The sequence below is a fragment of the Streptomyces sp. NPDC012794 genome (genome assembly GCF_042901085.1).
Lineage (GTDB): Bacteria > Actinomycetota > Actinomycetes > Streptomycetales > Streptomycetaceae > Streptomyces.
Genome location: NZ_JBIBCI010000013.1, coordinates 49,174 through 72,090, shown reverse-complemented (window position 1 = coordinate 72,090; position 22,917 = coordinate 49,174). Strand labels below are relative to the sequence as shown.

Annotated in this window: 18 protein-coding genes; 4 read left to right on the top strand and 14 right to left on the bottom strand. The window is 74.2% G+C overall.

Annotated elements, in window-relative coordinates; genetic code table 11:
• Window positions 1–7 precede the first annotated feature (7 nt).
• The 5 genes from ACFY7H_RS23295 to ACFY7H_RS23275 form a co-directional block, all read right to left on the bottom strand.
• Window positions 8–2,071: a (2Fe-2S)-binding protein gene (locus tag ACFY7H_RS23295; RefSeq protein WP_388940886.1), complete on the bottom strand. Its 2,064-nt coding sequence runs from the start codon at window positions 2,069–2,071 to the stop codon at window positions 8–10.
• Complete coding sequence (locus ACFY7H_RS23290; RefSeq protein WP_388940883.1) at window positions 2,068–2,928, bottom strand: FAD binding domain-containing protein; 861 nt, start codon at window positions 2,926–2,928, stop codon at window positions 2,068–2,070. The genes ACFY7H_RS23295 and ACFY7H_RS23290 overlap by 4 nt, the downstream gene beginning before the upstream one ends.
• 423 nt (window positions 2,929–3,351) lie before the next feature.
• Window positions 3,352–4,992, bottom strand: coding sequence for a beta-N-acetylhexosaminidase (locus ACFY7H_RS23285; protein WP_388940880.1), 1,641 nt, complete (start codon window positions 4,990–4,992; stop codon window positions 3,352–3,354).
• A 193-nt stretch (window positions 4,993–5,185) separates the two neighbouring features.
• A complete protein-coding gene (locus ACFY7H_RS23280; RefSeq protein ID WP_007264396.1) occupies window positions 5,186–5,470 on the bottom strand; it encodes a DUF3039 domain-containing protein in 285 nt (94 codons plus the stop codon).
• A 28-nt stretch (window positions 5,471–5,498) separates the two neighbouring features.
• Entirely contained in the window at window positions 5,499–6,059 is a 561-nt protein-coding gene (locus tag ACFY7H_RS23275; protein WP_388940877.1) for a YqgE/AlgH family protein, read from the bottom strand.
• Window positions 6,060–6,320: 261 nt separating this feature from the next.
• Between ACFY7H_RS23275 and murA the strand changes: the two genes are divergently transcribed.
• Window positions 6,321–7,658: a UDP-N-acetylglucosamine 1-carboxyvinyltransferase gene (gene murA / locus ACFY7H_RS23270; RefSeq protein ID WP_388940874.1), complete on the top strand. Its 1,338-nt coding sequence runs from the start codon at window positions 6,321–6,323 to the stop codon at window positions 7,656–7,658.
• Between the two features lie 150 nt (window positions 7,659–7,808).
• Here the strand turns inward: murA and ACFY7H_RS23265 are convergent, their stop codons facing one another.
• The 4 genes from ACFY7H_RS23265 to ACFY7H_RS23250 all read right to left on the bottom strand — a co-directional run bounded on the left by ACFY7H_RS23265 (window position 7,809) and on the right by ACFY7H_RS23250 (window position 13,691).
• Window positions 7,809–8,090, bottom strand: a complete 282-nt coding sequence (locus ACFY7H_RS23265) for an HU family DNA-binding protein (protein ID WP_007264399.1) — start codon at window positions 8,088–8,090, stop codon at window positions 7,809–7,811.
• Window positions 8,091–8,397: 307 nt separating this feature from the next.
• Window positions 8,398–9,822: an NAD-dependent malic enzyme gene (locus tag ACFY7H_RS23260; RefSeq protein ID WP_388940871.1), complete on the bottom strand. Its 1,425-nt coding sequence runs from the start codon at window positions 9,820–9,822 to the stop codon at window positions 8,398–8,400.
• A 506-nt stretch (window positions 9,823–10,328) separates the two neighbouring features.
• Window positions 10,329–12,635: a HelD family protein gene (locus ACFY7H_RS23255; protein WP_388940868.1), complete on the bottom strand. Its 2,307-nt coding sequence runs from the start codon at window positions 12,633–12,635 to the stop codon at window positions 10,329–10,331.
• Between the two features lie 528 nt (window positions 12,636–13,163).
• Complete coding sequence (locus ACFY7H_RS23250; protein ID WP_388940865.1) at window positions 13,164–13,691, bottom strand: GNAT family N-acetyltransferase; 528 nt, start codon at window positions 13,689–13,691, stop codon at window positions 13,164–13,166.
• A 58-nt stretch (window positions 13,692–13,749) separates the two neighbouring features.
• On the opposite strand from ACFY7H_RS23250, the gene ACFY7H_RS23245 reads away from it, so the two are divergent.
• Window positions 13,750–14,493 (top strand): TIGR04222 domain-containing membrane protein, encoded by a 744-nt coding sequence (locus tag ACFY7H_RS23245; protein ID WP_388940863.1) that lies wholly within the window; start codon window positions 13,750–13,752, stop codon window positions 14,491–14,493.
• Window positions 14,494–15,019: 526 nt separating this feature from the next.
• Here ACFY7H_RS23245 and ACFY7H_RS23240 read toward each other — a convergent pair.
• The 5 genes from ACFY7H_RS23240 to ACFY7H_RS23220 form a co-directional block, all read right to left on the bottom strand.
• On the bottom strand, window positions 15,020–15,616 hold the full coding sequence (locus ACFY7H_RS23240) for a CGNR zinc finger domain-containing protein (RefSeq protein WP_388940861.1): 597 nt from the start codon (window positions 15,614–15,616) through the stop codon (window positions 15,020–15,022).
• A gap of 134 nt (window positions 15,617–15,750) precedes the next feature.
• On the bottom strand, window positions 15,751–16,302 hold the full coding sequence (locus ACFY7H_RS23235; protein WP_388940858.1) for a GNAT family N-acetyltransferase: 552 nt from the start codon (window positions 16,300–16,302) through the stop codon (window positions 15,751–15,753).
• A 9-nt stretch (window positions 16,303–16,311) separates the two neighbouring features.
• Window positions 16,312–17,463: a uroporphyrinogen-III synthase gene (locus ACFY7H_RS23230; protein WP_388940856.1), complete on the bottom strand. Its 1,152-nt coding sequence runs from the start codon at window positions 17,461–17,463 to the stop codon at window positions 16,312–16,314.
• A 119-nt stretch (window positions 17,464–17,582) separates the two neighbouring features.
• Window positions 17,583–18,956, bottom strand: coding sequence for a nitrate/nitrite transporter (locus ACFY7H_RS23225; RefSeq protein WP_388940854.1), 1,374 nt, complete (start codon window positions 18,954–18,956; stop codon window positions 17,583–17,585).
• 98 nt (window positions 18,957–19,054) lie between these two features.
• The gene (locus tag ACFY7H_RS23220) at window positions 19,055–20,023 is read right to left on the bottom strand and encodes a LysR family transcriptional regulator (protein ID WP_388940851.1); all 969 of its coding nucleotides are present in this window, start codon (window positions 20,021–20,023) and stop codon (window positions 19,055–19,057) included.
• An 84-nt stretch (window positions 20,024–20,107) separates the two neighbouring features.
• Between ACFY7H_RS23220 and ACFY7H_RS23215 the strand changes: the two genes are divergently transcribed.
• Entirely contained in the window at window positions 20,108–21,424 is a 1,317-nt protein-coding gene (locus tag ACFY7H_RS23215; RefSeq protein ID WP_388940849.1) for an MFS transporter, read from the top strand.
• A gap of 93 nt (window positions 21,425–21,517) precedes the next feature.
• Entirely contained in the window at window positions 21,518–22,885 is a 1,368-nt protein-coding gene (locus ACFY7H_RS23210; protein ID WP_388940846.1) for an SH3 domain-containing protein, read from the top strand.
• Window positions 22,886–22,917: the final 32 nt, after the last annotated feature.

The window sequence follows — 22,917 nt, the reverse complement described above, 5'->3', positions numbered from 1 at the left end:
TGGCCGCTCACGCCATGCCTCCGTTGTGCTGGTCCCCGCCGAGTCCGGTCGGGCCGTTGGGTCCGGTCGGGCCGGTCGTCTGGCCGTCGAAGCCGGGCTGGCCGTCGAAGCCGCCCTGGCCGTCGTAGCCGCCCTGGCCGCCCTGGCCGCCCTGGCCGTCGAAACCGCCCTGGCCGTCGTAGCCGCCGGTCGCGTCGTAGCCGTCCTGGCTGTCGAACACGCCGGAGCCCGGGTTCGCGCCGAAGGGGTCGAAGCCGTCCGTGGTGTGCGCCGCCGGGTGGATCCCGCCCTCGCCGGGCTGGGCCTGGTGCGGGATGAGCGCGTCGGACTGCGCCGCGTTGGCCTCGCGCTCGGCGACGACCTCGCGGACTGCCTCGATGACGCCCTTGTAGCCCGAGCAGCGGCAGAGGTTGCCGCACAGCGCCTGGCGGGTCTCCAGGTCGCTGGGGGCGTGGTTGCCCTCCAGCAGGTCATGGATGGTCATGGCCATGCCGGGCACGCAGAACCCGCACTGCACCCCGCCCGACCTGCACAACGCCTGCTGCACGTCGGAGAGTTCCCCGCCGCTCGCGAGGCCCTCGACGGTCCGCACCTCGCTGCCGGCCGCCGTCGCCGCCGGGACCAGGCAGGAGGCGACGAGCCGCCCGTCGACCTGGACCGCGCAGGCCCCGCACTCGCCCTGCGAGCAGCCGTCCTTGGCGCCGGCCAGGCCGAGGCGCTCGCGCAGCACGTACAGCAGGGACTCGCCGATCCACGCCCCGGTGACGGGCCGGTCGGCGCCGTTGACGCGCAGGACGTAGGAAGCCGCCGGATGCTCGTGATGGGCGACGGCGGGGGCGCCCTCTTGTTCGTACGCGTTCTCCCGCACCGGGAAGCTCCCGGTGTCGCCCTCGCCCGGAGGTGTCACACCGCTGTCGGCACCGCCGTCATCCGGCACGGGCGCGGCCTCCGCTGCGGCCGGAGCCTGCGCCGGGGCCTGCGCGAAGCCGTGTCCGGTGCCCTCGGCGCCCTCGGCGCCGCCGTCCCCGGCCGGACGCGGCCGCTCGCCCTCGACCGGCATCTCCGCCGGGCCGTGGGAGGCCTCGATGTCCGGGGCGGCGGGCACGGCCTCGGGCTCCGGCCCGGCCGCCTGGAGGTAGCCGTCGGGCAGCGGGGTGCCCACACCGGGGCCGCCCAGCACCCTCGGACCGCGCCCGGGGGAGCCGGGCCCCGCGGGCGCACCCGCGGCCCCGCCCGGGAGCACACCGGAGCTCAGCAGCACGCCGGAGCCCGCCTCGGCCGCCTCGGGCGGGGCCCAGGGGGCGGAGGCGCCGCCGGGCAGCGTCGCGGGCGCGGCCGGGGTCCAGCCGCCGTCCAGGGCGGGGTCGCCCGCATCGCCGGGCAGCGTCCACTGCCCGGTGGCCACCGGGTCCTCGGAGCGGTGTACCGCCTCGGGGAAGTGCCACTCGGCGGTCGAGCCGGAATCCTGGTCGGCGTGCGGCTCGGCGTACGGGTCCGCGTACGGGTCGGCATGCGCAGCCCCGCCCGGCGACTCCACGCGCAGCCCCCCGCCGAGCGTGCCGTGCGGCCCGCCCTGCTGGTCGGCATGAGCGGCCCCGCCCGGCGCCCCGCCCGGTGACTCCGCGTACGGGGCACCGCCCTGCGGTTCCGCCTCGGGCTCCCCCGCCGGCCCGGCCGCCGCGAAGGCGGCGGCCACCGATGCCGGGAGCGGGATCGACGCCGGGATCGGCGCCCGGGCGGGCGCCTGCGGGCCGGGGCCGGCGCCCGCGCCGGGGCCCGTCCCCGAGCCCGCGTCCGGCCACTGCACCGGCATCGTCCAGGTTCCGGTGGCGGAGGGGTCCGCACTGCCCGACCCGAGCGGCAGGATCATCGGCGGCGGCACGAAGCCGTGCCCGGGCGCCGCCAGCGGTTCCCCGCTGTCGAGCGCGTCCAGCATTTCCTGCGGCAGCTGCACGAAGGCCGTGGCCTCGTTGTCGTACTCGCCGCCCTGTGGCACCGGCTCCCAGCCCCAGCCGTTCCCGGCCCCGGCAGCGTTCCCCGTCGTTCCGCTCACGTTCTCGTTCTCGCTCATGAGGTCAGCGCCCTCCCCAGGGCCCTGCGCGCCAGCACGGCCACCGTCCGCCGCAGATGGAGTACTCCGGAGGACGTCTGTTCCCCCTGGTCGGGCACACATGCGGCCGCGACGTACTCGCCGAAGGCCTCCAGCGCCTCGGGGGCCAGGCCGCGGTCCCCGTCCCAGTCGATCAGCGAGGCCACCCACTGCTCGGCCTCCAGCGGCCGCAGCGGCATCGGGGCCACCGCGCCGATCGCGCACCGCACGCCCCGGCGCGCGGGGTCCAGGACGAGCCCCACGGACGCCAGCGCGCGCCCCGGTCCCGTGCGGCCCGTGGCCTTCAGGAACACCTGCGGGGCGTGCAGCAGCGGCACGCGCACGAAGCCGATCAGCTCGCCCGGCCGCAGCATGTCGCGCCCGGCCAGCAGGTGGGAGACGGGGATCTCGCGCTGCGAGCAGCCGGAGTCACCGAGGCTGCCGGGTCCGACGATCACCAGCTCCGCCTCCAGCGCGGCCAGCACCGGCAGGGCGTCACCGGTCGGCGCGGCCGAGGCGATGTTGCCGCCGAGGGTGCCGGCGTTGCGGATCTGCGGGGGGCCCGCGGCGCGGGCGGCGGCGGCCAGCGCCGGGATGAGGGCGGCGAAATCCGGCCGTCCCATCCGGGCGTGGGTGAGCCCGGCGCCGAGGAGCGCGTGCCCGTCCTGGTACTGCCAGCCGCGGATCTCGTTGATCCGGCCGAGGCCGACCAGGGCGGCGGGGCGCAGCAGCCCGGCGTTGACGGCGGCCATGAGGTCGGTGCCGCCCGCCACGGGCACGGCCGCGGGCATGGCGGCGAGTGCCGCGACGGCCTCGTCGAGCGAGGCCGGCAGCGTCACGGACTGCGCCCGCTGCGCCTGCGGCTCCTGAGCCGGATGCGGTGCGTGCGGCCCCTGAGCCGAATGCGGTGTGTGCGGTGCGTGCGTGGTCAACCCGGCTGCCCCTTCCCGATGTCCCGGTCCCGGCGCTCACGCCTGTCCGCCGTACGGTACGTGCTCACCGCCGGGACGTGGCAACTCTGGCACATCTTCGGGGCCGCCCGGCGCGAGGGTCGCCCGTGTACCGGGCGCCGGCCCGCGCCTTGCCGCCGCCCCTACGCAGCCGGGGCGCGGCGTGCGGGCGGGGCCGGGCACCACCCGCACACGATCCGCCCTGACGTCCGTTTTCCGCCGTATACGGCTTCTTTGAGGCAGAGTTCCCGCGGTTCCCGAAGAGTTCCGCTTCCGAATGGCCGGCAGGGGAGCGCCCCCCGTGCCCCCGGGTCACACGATCGGGGGCGCGCCTTCGATCGGGCGTCCGGACACTCCGGGCCGCCGCTGCCAGGGCAGCGGTCCGGCCGGTGGCCGGTAGTCGACCCCGAGGGCGTCCAGGCGGGCCAGGTGGGCGGTCGCGCGCGCCTCGAAGCCGGCCCAGTCACGGGATTCCGGTTCCGGCAGTCGCGACCACACCGTCTCGGCGAAGGCGGCCAGCCGGGGGAACACCTGGTAGTCGACGCGGGCCTGGTTCTCCATCACCTCGGTCCACACGTTGGCCTGGGCGCCCAGCACGTGTGCGGCGGCATCCGGCGACAGTTCCGGCGGCACGGGCTCGAAGCGGTAGACGTCCTCCAGCGTGCGCACGTACCCGATGGGCACCGGCTCGTCGGGGCCGTGCGCCTGACGGTGGTCCAGGTACACCTGCTGCTCGGGACACATCACCACGTCGTGCCCGGCCTCGGCGGCGGCGATGCCGCCCGCGTAGCCGCGCCAGGAGGACACGGCCGCGCCGTCGGCGAGGCCGCCCTCCAGGATCTCGTCCCAGCCGATGAGGCGGCGGCCGCGGGCCGCGAGCCAGCCGTCGAAGTGCCGGACGAACCAGGCCTGGAGGCCGTCCTCCCCGTCCACGCCCAGCTCGCGGATGCGTGCCTGCGCGGCCGGCGAGGCCCGCCACTGCGCCTTGGGGCACTCGTCGCCGCCGATGTGCACGAAGGGCGAGACCTCGGCCGGGAAGAGGTCCAGCAGTTCCTCGAAGACCCCTTCGTAGAAGCGCAGTACGTCCTCGGTCGGAGCGAGGACGTTCTCGCTGATGCCCCAGTCCTCCCACACGCCGAGCGTCCGGGTGTCCACGACATCGGTGTTGCCGAGCCAGGGGTAGGCGGCGATCGCGGCCTGGGAGTGCCCGGGGACGTCGATCTCGGGGACGATCCGTACGTGCCGCTCCGCCGCGTACGCGACGATCTCGCGGATGTCGTCCCGGGTGTAGAAGCCGCCGTGCGGGGTCTCGTTCCACAGCGGGGAGGCTCGGTGGCCCCACCGGCTGCGGGCCCGCCAGGAGCCGGTCTCCGTGAGCCGGGGGTGGCGCTCGATCTCGACCCGCCAGCCCTGGTCGTCCGTCAGGTGCAGGTGCAGGACGTTCAGCTTGTGGGCGGTGAGCAGGTCGATGTGGCGCAACACCCCGTCCTTGGGCGTGAAGTGCCGGGCGACGTCGAGCATCATGCCGCGCCATCCGAAGCGGGGGGCGTCGGTGACCGCCGCGTACGGCAGGCTCCATGCGCGTCCGGGGCGCAGCGGCGCCCGGCGGTACGCGTCGGGCCCGAGGAGCTGACGCAGCGTCTGGGCGCCCCAGAACAGTCCGGCGGCGTCCCCGCCGGTCAGTTCCACTCCGTCGGCGCCGATGCCGAGCCGGTACGCCTCGGGGCCGAGCCCGTGCGCTCCCCCGGCTTCGATCCGCAGCCGTACGTCGCCCCGCGCGCCGGGGGCGGGCGGGGGGAGCGTCCATCCGGTGGCTGCGCCGACTTCCCGGCGCAGCCAGCGCGCGACGCCCTCGGTGCCGGGCCCGGCGGCGAGCACCGGCTCGGGGCCGAAGGAGTAGCGGCGCCCCTCGGGGTCGGGAACGGCGTTCGCGGGCAGCGGGATCAGGTCCATGGGTCAGCCTTCCGGGGCAGCCGGCCTGCCGCCCCCCGGGCGGCGGCAGCCGGCCCGGGCGTGCCGCGCGCGACTCCCGTTCCGCGGGGCGACGCTCGTCGCGCCGACCCTAACCCGGCCCGCGCGCACGGCGAAGGCCCCCGGGCGCTCTCGCGCGCACCGGGGGCCGTCGACGGCGGAGGTCAGGACCTTCCTACTTGTCCTTGCCGCCCTTGTCCTTGTCGCCGCCGGCGCCCATGGACTCGTAGATCTCCTTGCACATGGGGCAGACGGGGTACTTCTTCGGGTCGCGGCCCGGGACCCACACCTTGCCGCACAGCGCGACGACGGGGGTGCCGTCGAGCGCGCTCGCCATGATCTTGTCCTTCTGGACGTAGTGGGCGAAGCGCTCGTGGTCGCCGTCGCCGTGGGACACCTGCGGCGTCGGTTCTACGAGGGTCCCCGTACCAGTCCCGCGCTCGGGCTCAAGAGTGCTCATAAATCCAGGGTACTGAACGCCGCCGGGGTCAGTTCAGCGACGGGTCGTCCAGATAGGTGGCGACCATGGCGAGCTCGCTGCGCTGGCGGCGCAGCACCGCCCGCCACAGCCGTTCGGGGTCGGGGTGGGAGACGTCGCCCGGTTCGGAGTCCACGACGTACCAGGCGCCGTGGGCCAGCTCGTCCTCCAGCTGGCCGGGGCCCCATCCGGAGTAGCCGGCGAAGATGCGCAGGGCGCCGAGGGCCGCGGCGAGCAGCTCGGGCGGGGTCTCCAGGTCGACGAGGCCGATCGCCCCGTGCACCCGGCGCCAGCCGAGCGGGCCCTCGTCGCCGGGGATGACCGCGACCCCGAGGGCGGAGTCGAGCGCGACGGGCCCGCCCTGGAACACCACTCCCGGGTCGCCGGCCAGCGGGGCCCAGGGGAGCAGGATGTCGCGGACGTCCACGGGGGTGGGCCGGTTGAGGACCACGCCGAGGGAGCCCTGCTCGTCGTGGTCGAGCAGCAGTACCACCGCGCGGTCGAAATTCGGGTCCGCGAGGGCGGGGGTGGCCACGAGCAGCCGCCCTGTGAGGGAGGACACCTCGGTCATGCGCACATGATCTCGCACAATCGCCCCTCGGGGGAGCGGGCGGCGGTACCGGATCAAGCGCAGCTCAGGGCGCACGGCGGCAGAGAGGAGCGCGTGGCGCCCCGCACGCCGGAACACGACGCTCCGCTACATGGCGGACACCCAGGGTGCTGTGCCGTATTCATGACAGTCCTACGGCCCCGTCACCCATACAAACATGGGGGTGGTGGCCCTTACCCTTACGTCTGGTCCCCTGCCCATCCACTCCGGAACGCGAGATCCATGACCGGCAACGATGTCCTGCTTGTCCACGGCGGAACCCCGCTCGAGGGCGAGATCCGTGTCCGCGGTGCGAAGAACCTCGTGCCGAAGGCCATGGTGGCCGCCCTGCTCGGCAGCGAGCCGAGCCGGCTGCGCAATGTTCCCGACATCCGTGACGTGCGGGTCGTGCGCGGTCTGCTCCAGCTGCACGGTGTGACCGTGCGCCCCGGCGAGGAGCCGGGCGAGCTGATCCTCGACCCGACCTACGTCGAGAGCGCGAACGTCGCCGACATCGACGCGCACGCGGGCTCCTCCCGCATCCCGATCCTCTTCTGCGGCCCCCTGCTGCACCGCCTCGGCCACGCCTTCATCCCGGGCCTGGGCGGCTGCGACATCGGCGGCCGGCCGATCGACTTCCACTTCGACGTGCTCCGCCAGTTCGGCGCGACCATCGAGAAGCGCGAAGGCGGCCAGTACCTGGAGGCGCCGCAGCGCCTGCGCGGATGCAAGATCCGCCTGCCCTACCCCTCGGTCGGCTCGACCGAGCAGGTCCTGCTGACGGCCGTCCTGGCCGAGGGCGTGACCGAGCTCAGCAACGCCGCCGTCGAACCGGAGATCGAGGACCTCATCTGCGTACTGCAGAAGATGGGCGCGATCATCTCCATGGACACCGACCGGACCATCCGGATCACCGGTGTCGACCGCCTCAGCGGTTACAACCACCAGGCGCTCCCGGACCGCCTGGAGGCCGCCTCCTGGGCTTCCGCGGCCCTGGCGACCGGCGGCAACATCTACGTCCGCGGGGCGCAGCAGCGCTCGATGATGACCTTCCTGAACACGTACCGGAAGGTCGGCGGCGCCTTCGAGATCGACGACGAGGGCATCCGCTTCTGGCACCCGGGCGGCCCGCTGAAGGCGATCGCGCTGGAGACGGACGTGCACCCCGGTTTCCAGACCGACTGGCAGCAGCCGCTGGTCGTCGCCCTGACGCAGGCCACGGGCCTGTCGATCGTGCACGAGACGGTGTACGAATCGCGGCTGGGCTTCACCTCCGCGCTCAACCAGATGGGTGCTCACATCCAGCTGTACCGCGAGTGCCTGGGCGGCAGCGCCTGCCGCTTCGGCCAGCGCAACTTCCTGCACTCGGCGGTCGTTTCCGGCCCGACGAAGCTGCAGGGCGCCGACCTGGTCATCCCCGACCTGCGCGGCGGGTTCTCGTACCTGATCGCGGCGCTGGCGGCCGAGGGCACCTCGCGCGTCCACGGCATCGACCTGATCAACCGCGGCTACGAGAACTTCATGGAGAAGCTCGTGGAGCTCGGCGCCAAGGTGGAGCTGCCGAACGGCGACCTGGTCTGACGGACCGGCCCGGACTTCCCCTTCCGGGGCCCCTGCGGGGGCCCTGGAAAGGCCTGAGGGCGGCCACCCCGTACGGGGTGGCCGCCCTCGGCCGTTCTACGTACCACTGCCGTCCCGAGGGCCTGTGCGGCCCTCGGCACAAGGGCGGTACTACTTGCCCTTGGCGGCTTCCTTGAGCTTGGAGCCCGCGGAGACCTTCACGCTGTAGCCGGCCGGGATCTGGATGGGGTCGCCGGTCTGCGGGTTGCGCGCGGTGCGAGCGGCACGGTGGGTGCGCTCGAAGGTCAGGAAGCCGGGGATGGTGACCTTCTCGTCGCCCTTGGCGACGATCTCGCCGACGGTCTCGGCGAGCGCGGCCAGAACGGCGTCGGCGTCCTTGCGGGTCACCTCGGCGCGCTCGGACAGAGCGGCCACCAGCTCACTGCGGTTCATGTTGTACTCCCGTGTTCAACTTGCCTTAGAGGCGTGAGATCGAAGCCGATGCTGCCAGGGCCCTAGGACAGTCCCCGGACCCGGGTCTGAACGTCAGACCCTCTCGCCCGGATACGCATCCTGCCCCCACCAGCGGCGGGAAAGCCAATCCGGCACCCGCCAGGGTCACACGAAAAGCGCCACAGTCACGCCGCGGTGACGCTCCGTCCGCACCAGGGGTTCCGGTGGATGCGGACCGCGGGCCACGCGGGCATCGCCGCAACCCTATGGGCGCCCCGCCGGGCCCGCATCCCGCGACGCGCCGGGATCAGACCGTGTGCCCCGTCACAGCGGGGGCCTGGGCGGCCTTGCGGACGGCGCCCGCGACGGCTCCAGCGACCTTGTCGTTGAAGACGGACGGGATGATGTAGTTCGCGTTCAGCTCGTCCTGGCCGACGACGTCGGCGAGGGCGGTCGCGGCGGCCAGCATCATGTCGGTGTTCACGGTGCGCGACTGGGCGTCGAGCAGACCGCGGAAGACGCCCGGGAAGACCAGCACGTTGTTGATCTGGTTCGGGAAGTCCGAGCGGCCGGTGGCCACGACGGCGGCGGTCTGGCGCGCGATGGCCGGGTCCACCTCCGGATCCGGGTTCGCGAGAGCGAACACGATGGCGCCCTCCGCCATGGTGGCGACGTCCTCGCCGGAGAGCACGTTCGGGGCGGAGACGCCGATGAAGACGTCGGCTCCGACCACGGCCTCCTTGAGGGTGCCGGTGTAGCCCTCGGGGTTGGTGTTGTCGGCGATCCAGCGCAGCGGGGAGTCGGCGTCCGCGTCGACGAGGTCGGGGCGGCCGGCGTGCACGACGCCGTGGATGTCGGCGCTGACGGCGTTCTTGACGCCCGCCGCGAGGAGCAGCTTGAGGATGGCCGTACCGGCCGCGCCGGCGCCCGACATGACGACCTTCACATCGCCAACTGCCTTGCCCACGACGCGAAGTGCGTTGGTCAGGGCGGCGAGGACGACGATGGCGGTGCCGTGCTGGTCGTCGTGGAAGACGGGGATGTCGAGGGCCTCGCGCAGGCGGGCCTCGATCTCGAAGCAGCGCGGCGCGGAGATGTCCTCCAGGTTGATGCCGGCGAAGCCCGGGGCCATCGCCTTGACGATGGCGACGATCTCGTCGGCGTCCTGGGTGTCGAGGCAGATCGGCCAGGCGTCGATCCCGGCGAAGCGCTTGAAGAGGGCCGCCTTGCCCTCCATGACGGGCAGCGCGGCCATCGGGCCGATGTTGCCCAGGCCCAGGACGGCGGAGCCGTCGGTCACGACTGCGACGGAGTTGCGCTTGATGGTGAGGCGGCGCGCGTCCTCGGGGTTCTCGGCGATGGCCATGCACACGCGGGCCACGCCCGGGGTGTAGATCATCGAGAGGTCGTCACGGTTGCGGATGGGGTGCTTGGACGACATCTCGATCTTGCCGCCGAGGTGCATCAGGAAGGTCCGGTCGGAGACCTTGCCGAGGCTGACGCCCTCGATGCCGCGGAGCTTCTCGACGATCTCGTCGGCGTGCGCGGTGGAGGTGGCGGCGATGGTGACGTCGATACGGAGCTTCTCGTGCCCCGAGGCGGTGACGTCGAGGCCGGTGACCGACCCTCCGGAAGACTCCACGGCGGTGGTGAGCTGGGAGACCGCGGTTCCGCTCGCGGGCACTTCCAGGCGGACCGTCATCGAATACGAGACGCTGGGCGCCGTTGCCATGGCCGTGTTTCCTCTTCTGTCCCTGGTTTCGCTGTACCTACAGGGCCCGCGCGTCCCGCCCGGTGGGGGCGGGTGCGGCAGGCCTGTTGTCCGATCGTCCCACCTACCAGCCGGTACAAGGTAACCAGCTACAAATTTCGGAAAGACTCTTCCACCATACGAGAGATTCTCGGCGCTCGGAATGGTGGGTCGGCACAAAACAGGTCCGCGCCCCCCACTGGGTGGAGGGCGCGGACCTGAACTGGACTGAGACACCGACCCGCCATGCTCGCCTCGCGGCAAGTGGTCGCTCTAAGCGACGAAGGTTGGGCCCGGGGGCTTGGATCGAGCCGGTGTCCTCACCAGGCTAACAAAGGATCGCCGGAAGCGGTCCCCCTCCCGCGACTTGGACACCCCGGATCACGCGCCTGGCCGCGGGCCGTCCGGGGAGGGTCGGAATCCGGTCACGCGGCGGTCAGGCGGCGGTCAGGCCCGGACGGGGCACGGGCGCCCCGTCCGCGCCGCCGTCACGGACGCAGGAGCTCCGGGACGCCGTCCGCGCCCGGCTTGTCGCCCGCCGCCGACACCACCGTCAGCTGCTGCGTCGCGCGGGTCAGCGCCACGTACAGCACCCGCAGGCCCGCCGGGGACTCCTCCGCGATCTCCGCCGGGGAGACGACCACGGTGGCGTCGTACTCCAGCCCCTTGGCCTCCAGGCTGCCCAGCGCCACCGCCCGCTCGCCCAGGTCCGCCAGCCAGCCCGCCGCCTCCGCGCGCCGGTCCATGGCCACGACCACACCGACGGTCCCGTCCACCTGCGCCAGCAGCCGGCGGGTCTCCTCCAGCACCGTGGCACCCAGGTCCTCGCCGGCCGCCGTGAAGCGGGGCTCCAGGCCCGTGGAGCGCACCGCCGTCGGCGGCTCCATGCCCGGCATCGCCCGCTCCAGCACCCGGGCGGCCACCTCGGCGACCTCGGCCGGGTTGCGGTAGTTCACCGTCAGCGTGAACCGCCTGCGCGGCCGGCTCCCCAGGGCCTCGTCGCGGGCGGCGGCCGCCTCGTCGGGGTCCGTCCAGGAGGACTGCGCCGGGTCGCCGACCACCGTCCAGGTGCCCGTACGGCCCCGCCGGCCGACCATCCGCCACTGCATCGGCGTCAGGTCCTGGGCCTCGTCCACGATCACGTGCGCGTACTCGGTCCGCTCGGCCGCGATCCGCTCGGCCCGCTCCCACTGGGTCTCCTCGCGGGTCGGCATCAGCTCCTCCAGCCCGCTGAGCTGGTCCAGCGGGTCCATCTCCCGCTTCCGCTTCGGCCGCGCGGGCGCCCCCAGGAGCTGCTGGAGCTCGTCCAGCAGCGCCACGTCGTGCACCGAGAGGGGGCCGGAGCCGTCCGGGCCGACCCGGCGCAGCGAACGCGCCAGCTGGCGGGTCTCGCGCGGGTTCAGGTCCCGGCGCGACCAGCGGCCCAGCCGCCGCTCGTCCGCCATGGCGGCCAGCACCCGGCGCGGGGTCAGCTCCGGCCACCAGGCGTTCAGGAAGCCGAGGAAGTCGTCCTCGGTGGAGACGTCCTCGTCGAACGCGCTGCGCAGCTCGGCCGCCAGCTCCGGGTCGCTGTGCCGGCCGGACGCGCCGGTCTTCGCGTACAGGGCGTCGAGCAGCAGCTTGCGGGCGCGCGGGCGCAGCAGGTTCACCGGGGCGGTCCCGCCGAGCACGTTCTGCCGGATCCGGTTCAGCTCCGGGGCCTCCAGCTCGACGCGCCGGCCGAAGGCCACCACGCGCAGCCGCTCGGGCGCGTCGCCGAGCTCCAGGGCGCCCCGTACGGCCTTCCGGAGCACCTTGAGCATCCGGGAGGAGCCCTTGATCCGGGCCACGGGCGGCTCGTCGTACGTGCTCGCCTCGGCCCCGTCGACGAGGGAACCGAGCGCCCGGATCGCGACCTGGCCCTCCTCGCCGAGCGAGGGCAGCACGCCCTCGGTGTAGGCGACGAGGAGCGGCGTCGGGGAGACGATCAGGATGCCGCCGGAGTAGCGGCGCCGGTCGTGGTAGAGGAGGTACGCGGCCCGGTGCAGGGCGACGGCGGTCTTCCCGGTGCCCGGCCCGCCGGCCACCTCGGCGACGGAGGCGGCGGGAGCCCGGATGACCAGGTCCTGCTCGGCCTGGATGGAGGAGACGATGTCCCGCATGGTGTGCGTACGGGCCCGCCCGAGGGCGGCCATCAGCGCGCCGTCGCCGATGGCGGGCAGCTCCCGGCCGTCGAGGGAGGCGGTGACCTCCGGACGCATGAGGTCGTCCTCGACGCCGAGCACCTTGCGGCCCTTGGAGCGGATCACGCGGCGGCGGATGACGCGGCCGGGGTCCTTGGGCGTGGACCGGTAGAACGGCGCGGCGGCCGGGGCGCGCCAGTCGATCACGAGCGGCGAGTAGTCGGAGTCGAGCACGCCGATGCGCCCGATGTGCAGGGTCTCGGCGATGTCGGCGGTGAGGTCGTCGCGGATCGCGTCGTCGGCGGGCTCGACGGAGGTGTACGCCCCGTCCGGGCCGCGCTCCCCGTCCTTGCCGAGGACGAGGTCGATACGGCCGAAGAGGAAGTCCTCGAACTCGTTGTTCAGCCTGTTGAGGTGGATCCCGGCGCGGAAGACCTGCGCGTCCCGCTCGGCGAGCGCGCCGGGCGTGCCGACCTGTCCGCGCTGGGCGGCGTCGTTCATGAGGAACTCGGCCTCGTGGATCTTCTCCTCAAGGCGTCGGTACACCTGATCGAGATGCGTCTGCTCGACCGCGATCTCCCGATCGCGGACGGAATCCGCCGTGCTGTCGACAGCGGCATTCTGCGCGGCCACCAAGGCCCCCTTCTGACGTGCATGGGCGACCGTCAACCGTACGCGAATCCGCCCCCTCTCCGCACGCCGGTCCCGGGACCCGGGCGGAGCGGGGGCGGAAGGGCCGTGTCCCCGGCCGGGGGAGGGGAGGGTCCGGGGGTTTCCCGTCAGTCCCATCGTCCTTCCGGTTCGTGCCGGCCTGTCAAGGGCGCTCCTTCGTCGCGTCGCTTCGCGATGGCCTTCGGCCACCCTTGACAGGCCGTCCCGCCCCGGAAAGACAAGGACTGCCGGGAACCCCCCGAAAGAACGGCACGGTCCATGGGGAAGGGACGGGCGTCTCAGCGATCAGACGGGCGGCCGGGCGTCGGTCCGCCGGGCATCCGGGCCCCCCAAGACCCCCGGCGGTCCACCCCCGCGCGTCAGATCGCTACGCCCTCCTCCCGGCTGGGCGTCCGGCGACCGTCCGTGGCTGACACCCGCACGAAATGACGATCAGGGCCCCTTTCGGGACCGGTGGGCGCGTCAGATCGCATGGTGACGGGGCGGGGATCAGAGCCGGCGGGCGAGGACCTGGCCCGGCCAGGTGTCGGACAGGAAGGCGTCGGTGCGGGTGAAACCGTTGCGCTCGTAGAAGGCGACCAGTTCACCCCCGCCGCCCGCCCAGCAGTCGACGCGGAGGAGGTCCAGGCCGGCGCGGCGGGTCTCGTCGGCGGCGTGCGCCAGCAGGGCCGCCCCCACACCCAGACCCGCGTGGCGGCGGTCGGAGACGAGCAGACGGACGTACCGCTCGGGTTCCCCGGCCGGAGCGATCGGCATCTGGGGGCTGGGGCCGGAGTCGAGGACCATGGCTCCGACGGGGATCCCGTCCAGCTCCGCGACGTACGGGCTGTTTTCGGTCAGGTACCGGTCGACCCGCTCCACCCCGCCGGGCTTCTGCGAGTACGGGGTGGTTCCCCACTGCTCGGTGTTGCCCCGGGCGTTCATCCAGGCCACAGCGCCGTCGAGCATGCCGAGGACGGCGGGCGCGTCGGCCGGGCCGCCCGGTCGGATCCGTATGCCGTGTGTGGTGTCGTTCACGGCTGAAGCCTAGGGTCTGGCAGCAGCCGGCGAAGCGGCGCGGGAGGAGATGGTCCGGATGCTCGTGATCACGACGGGAGCGGCGTGGTTCCTCCTGCTGACCGGTGCCGCTCTGCGCCTTCGCCCCGGCCCCGACCGCCTCGGCCGTCCGCTCTCCCCCGCCGAGGCGGCCCTGCTGCGCGGGGGCGGGCGGGCCGCGGCACAGACGGGGATGGTCGAGCTGTATCTGGCCGGTTCGGTCGAGGCCGGATGGCAGCAGACCGTCCGGCCCGCCAAGGCCCTTCTGCCCAGGCCCTGTTCGGAGGTGGCCCGCGCCCAGTACCACGCGCTGTACGGGGCACGGCACCCGCGCGGCCTGCTGCGCGACAGCGAGCGGGTGCAGGAGGCCGTCCACGCCATGTCGGCGGAACTGGAGCGGGCGCGGCTGATGGTGTCCCGCAGACGGGTGTGGTGCGTACGCGTCCTGCTGCTCCCGGTCTGCGCCGCTCCGCTCGGCTCGCCGCGGTGGCTCGGCCTCCTCGCCGCCCTCGGCGCGGCGGCGTTGTGGATATGGCCCCGGCGCACCCTGCGCGGTTCGGCGCTGCTCGCCAAGATGCGCCTCGACCACGCGGGCGCGCGCGAAGCAACGGTGCAGCAGCCGGACCAACTGCTGCTGAGCGTCGCCCTGTTCGGCACGGCGGCACTCCGCGCCCAGCTCCCCAGGTTCGCCGAGGAGAGCGGCCTGCTGACCCGCCCCCCGAGGGAGCCCATGGACCGGGGCGGCAGCGGCTCCGGCGAACCCTTCGCGAGCTGCGGCGGCTGAGGAAAGCAGCCCCCTGGCCGCAACTCGCCCCTCCGGGCCCCGTCGGGGACCAGCCCCAGACGAGACGGCCGGACGCCGGGACCAGAGAGGCACGTAGCGATCTGACGCGCCCACCCGCTTCCCTCGCCGCCCTGGTCAACATGTGGTGCGGGTATCAGCCCCGGACGGCCGCCGGACGCCAAGCCGGGAGGAGCGCATAGCGATCTGATGCGCTTGGGTGCTCCGCAGGGGCCTGGCGGGCCCCGGATCCGGACATGGCCGACGCCCGGCCGCCCGCCTCACCGCTGAGGGACCCGCCCCTCCCCTTCTCCTGCCCCGTGACCGTTCCTTTGGGGGTTTCCCGGCAGTCCTTGTCTTTCCGGAGCGGGACGGGCTGTCAAGGGTGGCCGAAGGCCATCGCGTAGCGACGCGACGAAGGAGCGCCCTTGACGGGCCGGCACGAACCGGAAGGACGATGGGACTGACGGGAAACCCCCACACCAGCCCTGAGACCGCCCCACAGACACCCCGCCCCCAGCCCCGCCCCCTACGCCTCCACCACCTCCACCGCCTCCCCCACCCGCACCCGGCGCCGGTGGCGGGCCACCCGTTCCCGGTTGCCGCACAGTTCGCTCGAGCACCACCGCCGGCGGTGGCCGCGGGAGGTGTCCAGGTAGAGGCGGGCGCAGCCGTCGCGCTCGCAGGTGCGCAGGAGGGCCAGGTCGCCGGGGTCGGTGAGGAGTTCCACCGCGTCCCGGGCCACCGTGGCCAGCATCCCCGCGCACTCCACCCCGCCGCACAGTTCCCGGACGAGGTGGCCCTCCTGGTCCCGTACCGCGCACACGCCCGGCGGTGGTCCGGCGGCGGCGGCGTTCACCCGGGCCAGGGCGTCCTCCTCCGGGGCGGTGCCGGCCAGTTCGGCCCGTACGAGGGTGGCCACGTCGTGGCGCAGGGCGCGGAAGGCCTCCACCCAGTCGGGCCCGAGCCGGCCGAGCGGGGTCCGGTCGGGGACCAGCCCGGCGCCGACCAGCCACAGGCGCAGCTCGTCGCCGTCGCGGATGCCCTCCCGGCATCCGGAACCGGCCGTCTGGGACGCGTGGGTGGCCAGCAGGTCGAGACAGACCCGCCCGGAGTCGAACCACATGCCCGTCACCGCCTCGTCGCCGTGGGACTGGGTCGCCTCCCCAGAGTGCCGTCGGCGGACGCGAAGCGGAAGCCCCCGCGCGGGGCCCCGTGGACCTTCCCCCTGGGCCTGCCCCCTCCGCCTGCTCCCTCCCCCTACACCCTCCCCGGTGCCTCGTCGTGCAGCACCCGCTGGAAGAGGCGGTGGTCGCGCCAGGCTCCGTTGATGTGGAGGTAGCGGGGGGCGAGGCCGATCTCGGTGAATCCGGCCTTGGCCAGGACCCGCATGGAGGCGTGGTTGTCGACCAGAGTCTGGGCCTCGATGCGGTGCAGCCCGAGCTCGTGGCGGGCGGTGCGGCAGAGCTCCTCCAGCGCGGCGGTGGCCAGCCCCCTGCCGTGCCGGCGCGGGTCGATCCAGTAGCCGACGCCGCCGCTGCACAGCGGCCCCCGGGCGATGCCGCCCAGGTTCATCGCGCCGACGACCGCGCCACCCGCCACCTCGACGAGCACGTACGGCACGAGCCGTCCCCCGTCGCGCTCCTCGAGCATGCTCTCGATGCGGGCCCGCTGCCCCGCCTCGGTGTAGTACTCCTCGGGCCGCGTGGGCTCGTACGGCGCCATGTGCGCGCGGCTGCGCAGCAGTGCGTCGGCCAGCCCGGCGGCGTCCTCGGCCGCGAGCCCCCTCATCTCCACCCCGTCAATGATCATCCGGGAACGCTAACGGACCCCCGCGCCCGGGTTCCAGCCCTCGCCCTCCCCCGCGTCGAGGGAGAGCCGGTATCCCCGCTTGACCACCGTCTGGATCAGCCGGGGCATCCCCAGGGCCGCCCGCAGCCGGGCCATCGCGGTCTCCACGGCGTGCTCGTCGGTGCCCGCTCCCGGCAGCGCCCGCAGCAGCTCGGCCCGGGACACCACCCAGCCGGGCCGCCGGGCGAGTGCCGCCAGCAGGGCCATCCCGGCGGGCGGGACCGGGCGCAGCCCGTCGTCGACGAGGACGGCGTGCCCCCGGATCTCCAGCCGGTGTCCGGCGACGGGCAGCACCCGCGCCCGGCCGGGGAGTTCCTTGCACAGCACCTGCACCAGCGGCCCGAGCCGGAACCGCTCCGGCTGTACGGTCTCCACCCCCTCGGCCTGGAGCGGCAGCGCGGTGACGGGCCCCACGCACGCCGCGAGGACCGGCCCGCGCAGCGCCTCCAGTACGGCTTCGCGCAGGCCCCGTTCGGCCGCCCGGGACAGCAGGGAGGCCGCGGCCGGCGCCGAGGTGAAGCTGACGGCGTCCACCGCCCCGACGGCCACCGCGTCCAGCAGCCGGTCCAGCGGGGCGGGGTCCTCGGGCGGCATCCACCGGTACACCGGTACCGGCACCACCTCGGCCCCGCCGTCGCGCAGCGCCTCCACGAACCCGGGCAGCGGTTCCCCGTGCAGCTGGAGCGCGATCCGCCGCCCGGCGACGCCGCCGGACAGCAGCCGGTCCAGTACCTCGGCGAGGGATTCGGACCGCGGGGACCAGGTCTCCACGAGGCCGGCGGCCCGTACGGCGCCCTTGACCTTGGGGCCGCGCGCCAGCAGTTCGGTGGCGCGCAGCCGCTCCAGCAGTTCCTCGCCGACGCCCCAGCCGTCGGCGGCCTCGATCCAGCCGCGGAAGCCGATGGCGGTGGTGGCGACGACGGCGTCCGGCGGGCTGTCGACGAGTTCCTTGGTGGCGGCCATCAGTTCCGTGTCGTCGGCGAGCGGCACGATCCGCAGGGCCGGGGCGTGGATGACGGCGGCTCCGCGCCGGCGCAGCAGGGCGATCAGTTCGTCCGCGCGCCGGGCGGCGGTGACTCCGACGGTGAATCCGGCGAGGGGACCGTGCGTAGCGTCGTCCATCGTGGTGACCTGCCTTGCCCTGGGGGTTCGTGCGTCGGGGATGTGCCGAGCCTGCCAAGGCGTCGTGTCAGGCTCGGTTCCACCGTATTTCAAGCCAGTTAACCGGCCTGACCACCGCCTCACACCGAGGTGAGCTGCGCCTTCTCCTCGTCCCCGGCGACGGCGGGGGACGGTGCGGTCGCGGGGCGGCGAAGGTATACCGCCCAGGTGACCGCGCAGCACACCGCGTAGAAGCCGAGGAAGGTGGTGAAGGCGGCGGTGCCGGAGCCGGAGCTGGTGAAGGCTTCGCGGAAGACCAGGTTGATGGCGAGGCCGCCGAGGGCGCCGACGGCTCCGATCAGCCCCATGGAGGCCCCCGACAGGCGCCGTCCGTGTGCGGCGGCCGCCTCGCCGTCCAGGCCCCGGGCGAGGGCCTTGGCCTGGAAGATGCCGGGGATCATCTTGTAGGTGGAGCCGTTTCCGAGCCCGCTGAGCGCGAACAGGGCGACGAATCCGACGAGGAACACGGGCAGGGACTCCTGTACGGAGGCCAGCAGGACCACTCCGGTCGCCGCGGCCATCGCCACGAAGGCGGCCAGGGTGATCCGGGCGCCGCCGAAGCGGTCGGCGAGCGCGCCGCCGACGGGCCGGACGAGGGATCCGAGGAGGGGGCCGATGAAGGTGAGGGAGGCGGCCTGGAGCGGGGTGCGGCCGAACTGGGTCTGGAGGACGAGCCCGAAGGCGAAGCTGTAGCCGATGAAGGAGCCGAAGGTGCCGACGTAGAGGAAGGCCATGATCCAGGTGTGGGCGTCCCGGGCGGCTTCGATGACGGCGCCGCCGTCGTTCCGTACGGGCGCCAGGTTGTCCATGCGTACGAGGGCCAGTGCGGCGGCCGCCACGATCAGCGGGAGGTAGACCGCGAGCAGCAGCCGGGGGTGTCCGGCTCCGGCGGTGCCGATGACCAGCAGGGCGACGAGCTGGACCACGGGGACGCCGATGTTGCCGCCGCCCGCGTTGAGGCCGAGCGCCCAGCCCTTCTTGCGCAGCGGGAAGAAGGCGTTGATGTTCGTCATCGAGGAGGCGAAGTTGCCGCCGCCGACGCCGGTGAGCGCGGCCACGGCCAGGAAGGTGCCGTACGAGGTGCCGGGCTCCATGACGATCAGCGCGGCGACGGTCGGCGCGAGGAGCAGCAGGGCACTGACGACGGTCCAGTTGCGGCCGCCGAAGCGGGCGACGGCGAAGGTGTAGGGGATGCGTACGAGGGCCCCGACGAAGGTGGCGGTGCCGATGAGGAAGAACTTGCCGGCCGGGTCGATGCCGTACTGGGGTCCCATGAAGAGCACCATCACGGACCACAGCGACCAGATGGAGAAGCCGATGTGCTCGGAGAGCACGGAGTAGAGGAGGTTGCGGCGGGCGATCCGCTCCCCGCTCTCCCTCCAGAACGTCTCGTCCTCGGGCTCCCACCGCTCGATCCAGCGGCCCCCCTTGCGCGGTGCGGTCGTACCGGTCATCACACGCCTCCACAAGCTGTCGCGTCCGTGGTGACGAGGCTAGGAACGGCGCGTTTCGGCCCCGGTCCCCGCCGGATGACCGGCGGGAAACCTTGCACTCACCCGCCGTCCGGGCCGGGTGTGAGCGCTGCCGGGAGCCAGCTGTCCGGGGGGACTTCCAGCCAGCCGCCGGCGGTCTGGAGTTCGGCGGCCGCGCGGTCGAGGGCGTCGAGCCCGGGGTGGCGCATGCCCTTGCGCCACACCATCGACAGCGGGGACAGCGGTACGGGGTCCACGAGCGGCCGCTTCACGCAGCCGGGCATGTCGAGGAAGCCGACGGTCGCGAGGACGGGGTTGCGGGTCTTGGTCATGACCCGGCGGAACTCCTCCTTGCCGATGGCGACGGGGGCGGGCGGGGCGAGGGCGATGCCGCGCCCGGCGAACAGTTCGCGGGCCAGCCCGGTCCACTCCAGGGTCCGCGGGTTCCCCGCCCCGGCGTACACGGTCTCCCCGGCGAGCGCGGCCAGCGGTACGGCGTCCGACGCGGCCAGCGGGTGGTCCTCGGGCAGCACCACGGCGAGGGGTTCGTAGCGGACGGGGCGGTGGGCGAGCCGGGCGCGCAGGGCGGGTTCGAGCCCGGCGGCGTACCCGAAGGAGACGTCGAGCCGCCCGGCGGCGATCTCGGTGGCGGCGTGGGTGAGGCCGCTCTCGAAGCGGGCCATCAGCTCGCAGCCGGGGGCCAGTTCGCGGGCCCGTTCCAGGACCCGCCTGCCGCTGCTGGGGCCGTCGGTGTTCGTGTCGACGAGCAGGGCGCGAGGCGGCCCGGCGAAGGCGGCGGCGAGTTCCTCGTGGGCGCGCAGCACGTCGCGGGCGTGGGGCAGCAGCCGCTCCCCGTCGGCGGTCAGCTCCACCGCGCGGGTGGTGCGCAGGAACAGCGGTGCGCCCAGGGCCTGTTCGAGCCGACGGACGTCGCGGCTGAGGGCCTGCTGGGCGATGTAGAGGCGGGCGGCGGCGCGGGAGAAGTGCAGTTCCTCGGCGACCGCGAGGAAGCCGCGCAGCAGCCGGGGGTCGACGTCACGGGCGGTCATCCCCGGAGATTAACAACAGGAGGGCGTGAATGGTCCCGGAAGAGGTGTTGGACCGCTGCCGGGGACGGGCCGCAGGCTCGTGACATGCCGTACGAATCCCCGCTCATGGCCGTGACGGGCAGCACCCTGGTCCTGGCCGCCCCCTCCCCCGCCCCCGGGCCGGCGCCGTCCCGCAGCCGCCCCCGCGTCACCACCCCGCACGACGACGCCGCGGCCGCCCGCACCCGCGGCCCGTACGCCCGCCTGTTCACCCGCCCCGGTACGCGCGGGTTCACCGCCGGGAACCTGCTGGCCCGGCTCCCCATGGGCATGTTCGGGGTCAGCGCCGTGATGATGATCGCCGGGCAGCGCGGCTCGTACGCCCTCGCCGGCGCGGTCACCGCCACCGGCCTGGCCGCCACCGCCCTGGCCGCGCCCTGGACGGCCCGGCTGATCGACCGGTACGGGCAGGCCCGGATCGCCGTACCGGCCACGGTGATCGCCGTGCTCGGCTCGCTCTCCCTGATCGTGTGCGTGCGTACGCAGGCCCCCGCCTGGACCCTCTTCGCCTCGTACGCGGCCACCGCGACGACCCCCAACATCGGCGGCATGTCCCGGGCCCGCTGGACCCACCTGCTGCCCCCGGCCGAGCACCACACCGCGATGTCCCTCGAACAGGCCGCCGACGAGCTGTGCTTCATGCTCGGGCCGGTCCTCGCGGCCTTCCTGTGCACCGCCGCCTTCCCCGAGGCGGGCACCCTGACCGGGGCGGCCCTGCTGCTCACCGGGATGCTGGTGTTCACCGCGCACCGGGCCACCGAGCCCCCCGCCACCGGAACACCGGCCGCCTCGCACGGTCCGTCCCCGCTGCGCGCCCTGCTCCCGCTGCTCGGACTGCTCCTCGCCGCCGGGGCGGTGTTCGGCTCGATGGAGGTCGCCTCCATCGCCCACCTCGCCGTCCTGGGCCTCGGCGGCGCCTCCGGCGCGGTACTGGCCCTCCAGGCGGCCGGCTCCTGCGCCGCCGGCCTGCTGTACGGCACCCGGCGCCCCCGGAGCCTGCGCGCGTGCCTGCTCGCGCTGGCCGCGGCGATGACCCTGCCCTGGGCGGCGGCCGCCGGCGAGTCCCTGCCGCTGCTGGCACTGGCGCTGCTGCTGGCCGGCATGGCCACGGCGCCGGCGATGGTGAACGCCATGGCGCTGGTGCAGCGGGCCACTCCGCCCGGTCGCCTCAACGAGGGCATGAGCCTCGCCGTCACCGCGATCATGGCCGGGATCGCCGTCGGCTCCGCCGGAGCCGGGCAGGCCGTCGACCGCCTGGGCTCCACGGCGGCCTACGCCCTCCCGGCGGCCGCCGCCCTGCTCGCACTGTCCGTATCGGCCGCAACCTCCAGATTTATCCGTATTGTTCCGGCGAGTGGGTGACACGCCCGCGTGGTTGCGCACCGCGCCTCCGCGTGATCCCCCATAACTGGGGGTGCTTTCCCCAGCGCCCTTCCTTTCGCGGAGGAACTCCCCTTGCCTGCTTCACGTTCCGTCTCCTCGGCCCTCGTCGTCGCGGCCGTCACCGCGTCCTGCCTGGTGCCGGCCGTACCGGCCCTGGCCGACGCGTCCCCCCTCCGGTTCTCGCAGCCGTACGTCCCCTCCATCGCCCCCGGCAAGACGGGTCGCGTCGTCATCGCGGCCCTGAACGGCCAGGACCCGGCCCGCAGCAGCACCTTCCGGATCACCGCCCCCGAGCGGACCACGTTCCCCGAGGCCCGCTTCTACTGGAACGGCCAGCGGGCGGGAGGCTCGTGCACGCGTTCCACGGACGCGCGCCTGCTGACCTGCGACGCCGGAACCCGCGCCGGCTTCGCCTTCCCGGCGAACACCCAGACGCGACTGGCGGTGACCGTCCGGGTCGACCCGCACGCCCCCGAGGGCACCACGCTCGACGGCGGCGAGTGGGCCAACGGCCAGGACGCCCCGGCCCTGTTCGCCGTGGCGACCCCGGTCAGGGGCCCCAAGGGCGACGACGGGCGACCGGGCCACGACGGGCGACCGGGCCACGACGGCCACGACGGCAGGCCCGGCCACCACGGCAAGCCGGGCCGCCCGGGCCCGAAGGGCGAGAAGGGCGACAAGGGAGACAAGGGCGACAGGGGCGACAGGGGCGAACGCGGCCCCAAGGGCGACCGCGGCGACACCGGCCCCCAGGGCGTCCAGGGCCCCAGGGGCGACACCGGCCCCGCGGGCGGCCCGCAGGGCCCCAAGGGCGACAAGGGCGACCGCGGCGACACCGGCCCGAAGGGCGACCGCGGCGACACCGGTGAGCGCGGCCCCAAGGGCAACACCGGCGACACCGGCGCCCCCGGCGTCCCGGGCCCCAAGGGCGACACGGGTCCGGCCGGCCCCCGGGGCCCGCAGGGCGTGCGCGGCCCCCAGGGCGTCCAGGGCCCCAGGGGCGACACCGGCCCGGCGGGCGGCCCGCAGGGCCCCAAGGGCGACAAGGGCGACCGCGGCGACACCGGCCCGGCCGGCCCGCAGGGCCCCCGCGGCCCCAAGGGCGACACCGGCAAGCCCGGCCACTGCAAGAAGTGCGGCGCCCACCACGGCAAGGGCGACCACGGCAAGGACCACCACGGCAAGGGCGATCACGGCCAGGGCGGCGGCAGCCCGAAGGCCCGTATCGTCACCTCCGGCAAGGGCCTCGGCATCCGCTCCGGCCCGGGCACGCACCACACGAAGACCGGCAAGCTCCCGGACCGCACCGTGGTGAACCTCCAGTGCAAGGTCAAGGGGGAGACCGTGGGCGACAACGCGATCTGGTACAAGCTCGCCGACGGCCGCGGCTGGATCCCCGCGCGCTACGCCCTGAACCTCAACAAGATCCCGTACTGCTGACGGAAACCACCCGCCGGGCATGACGAAGCCCC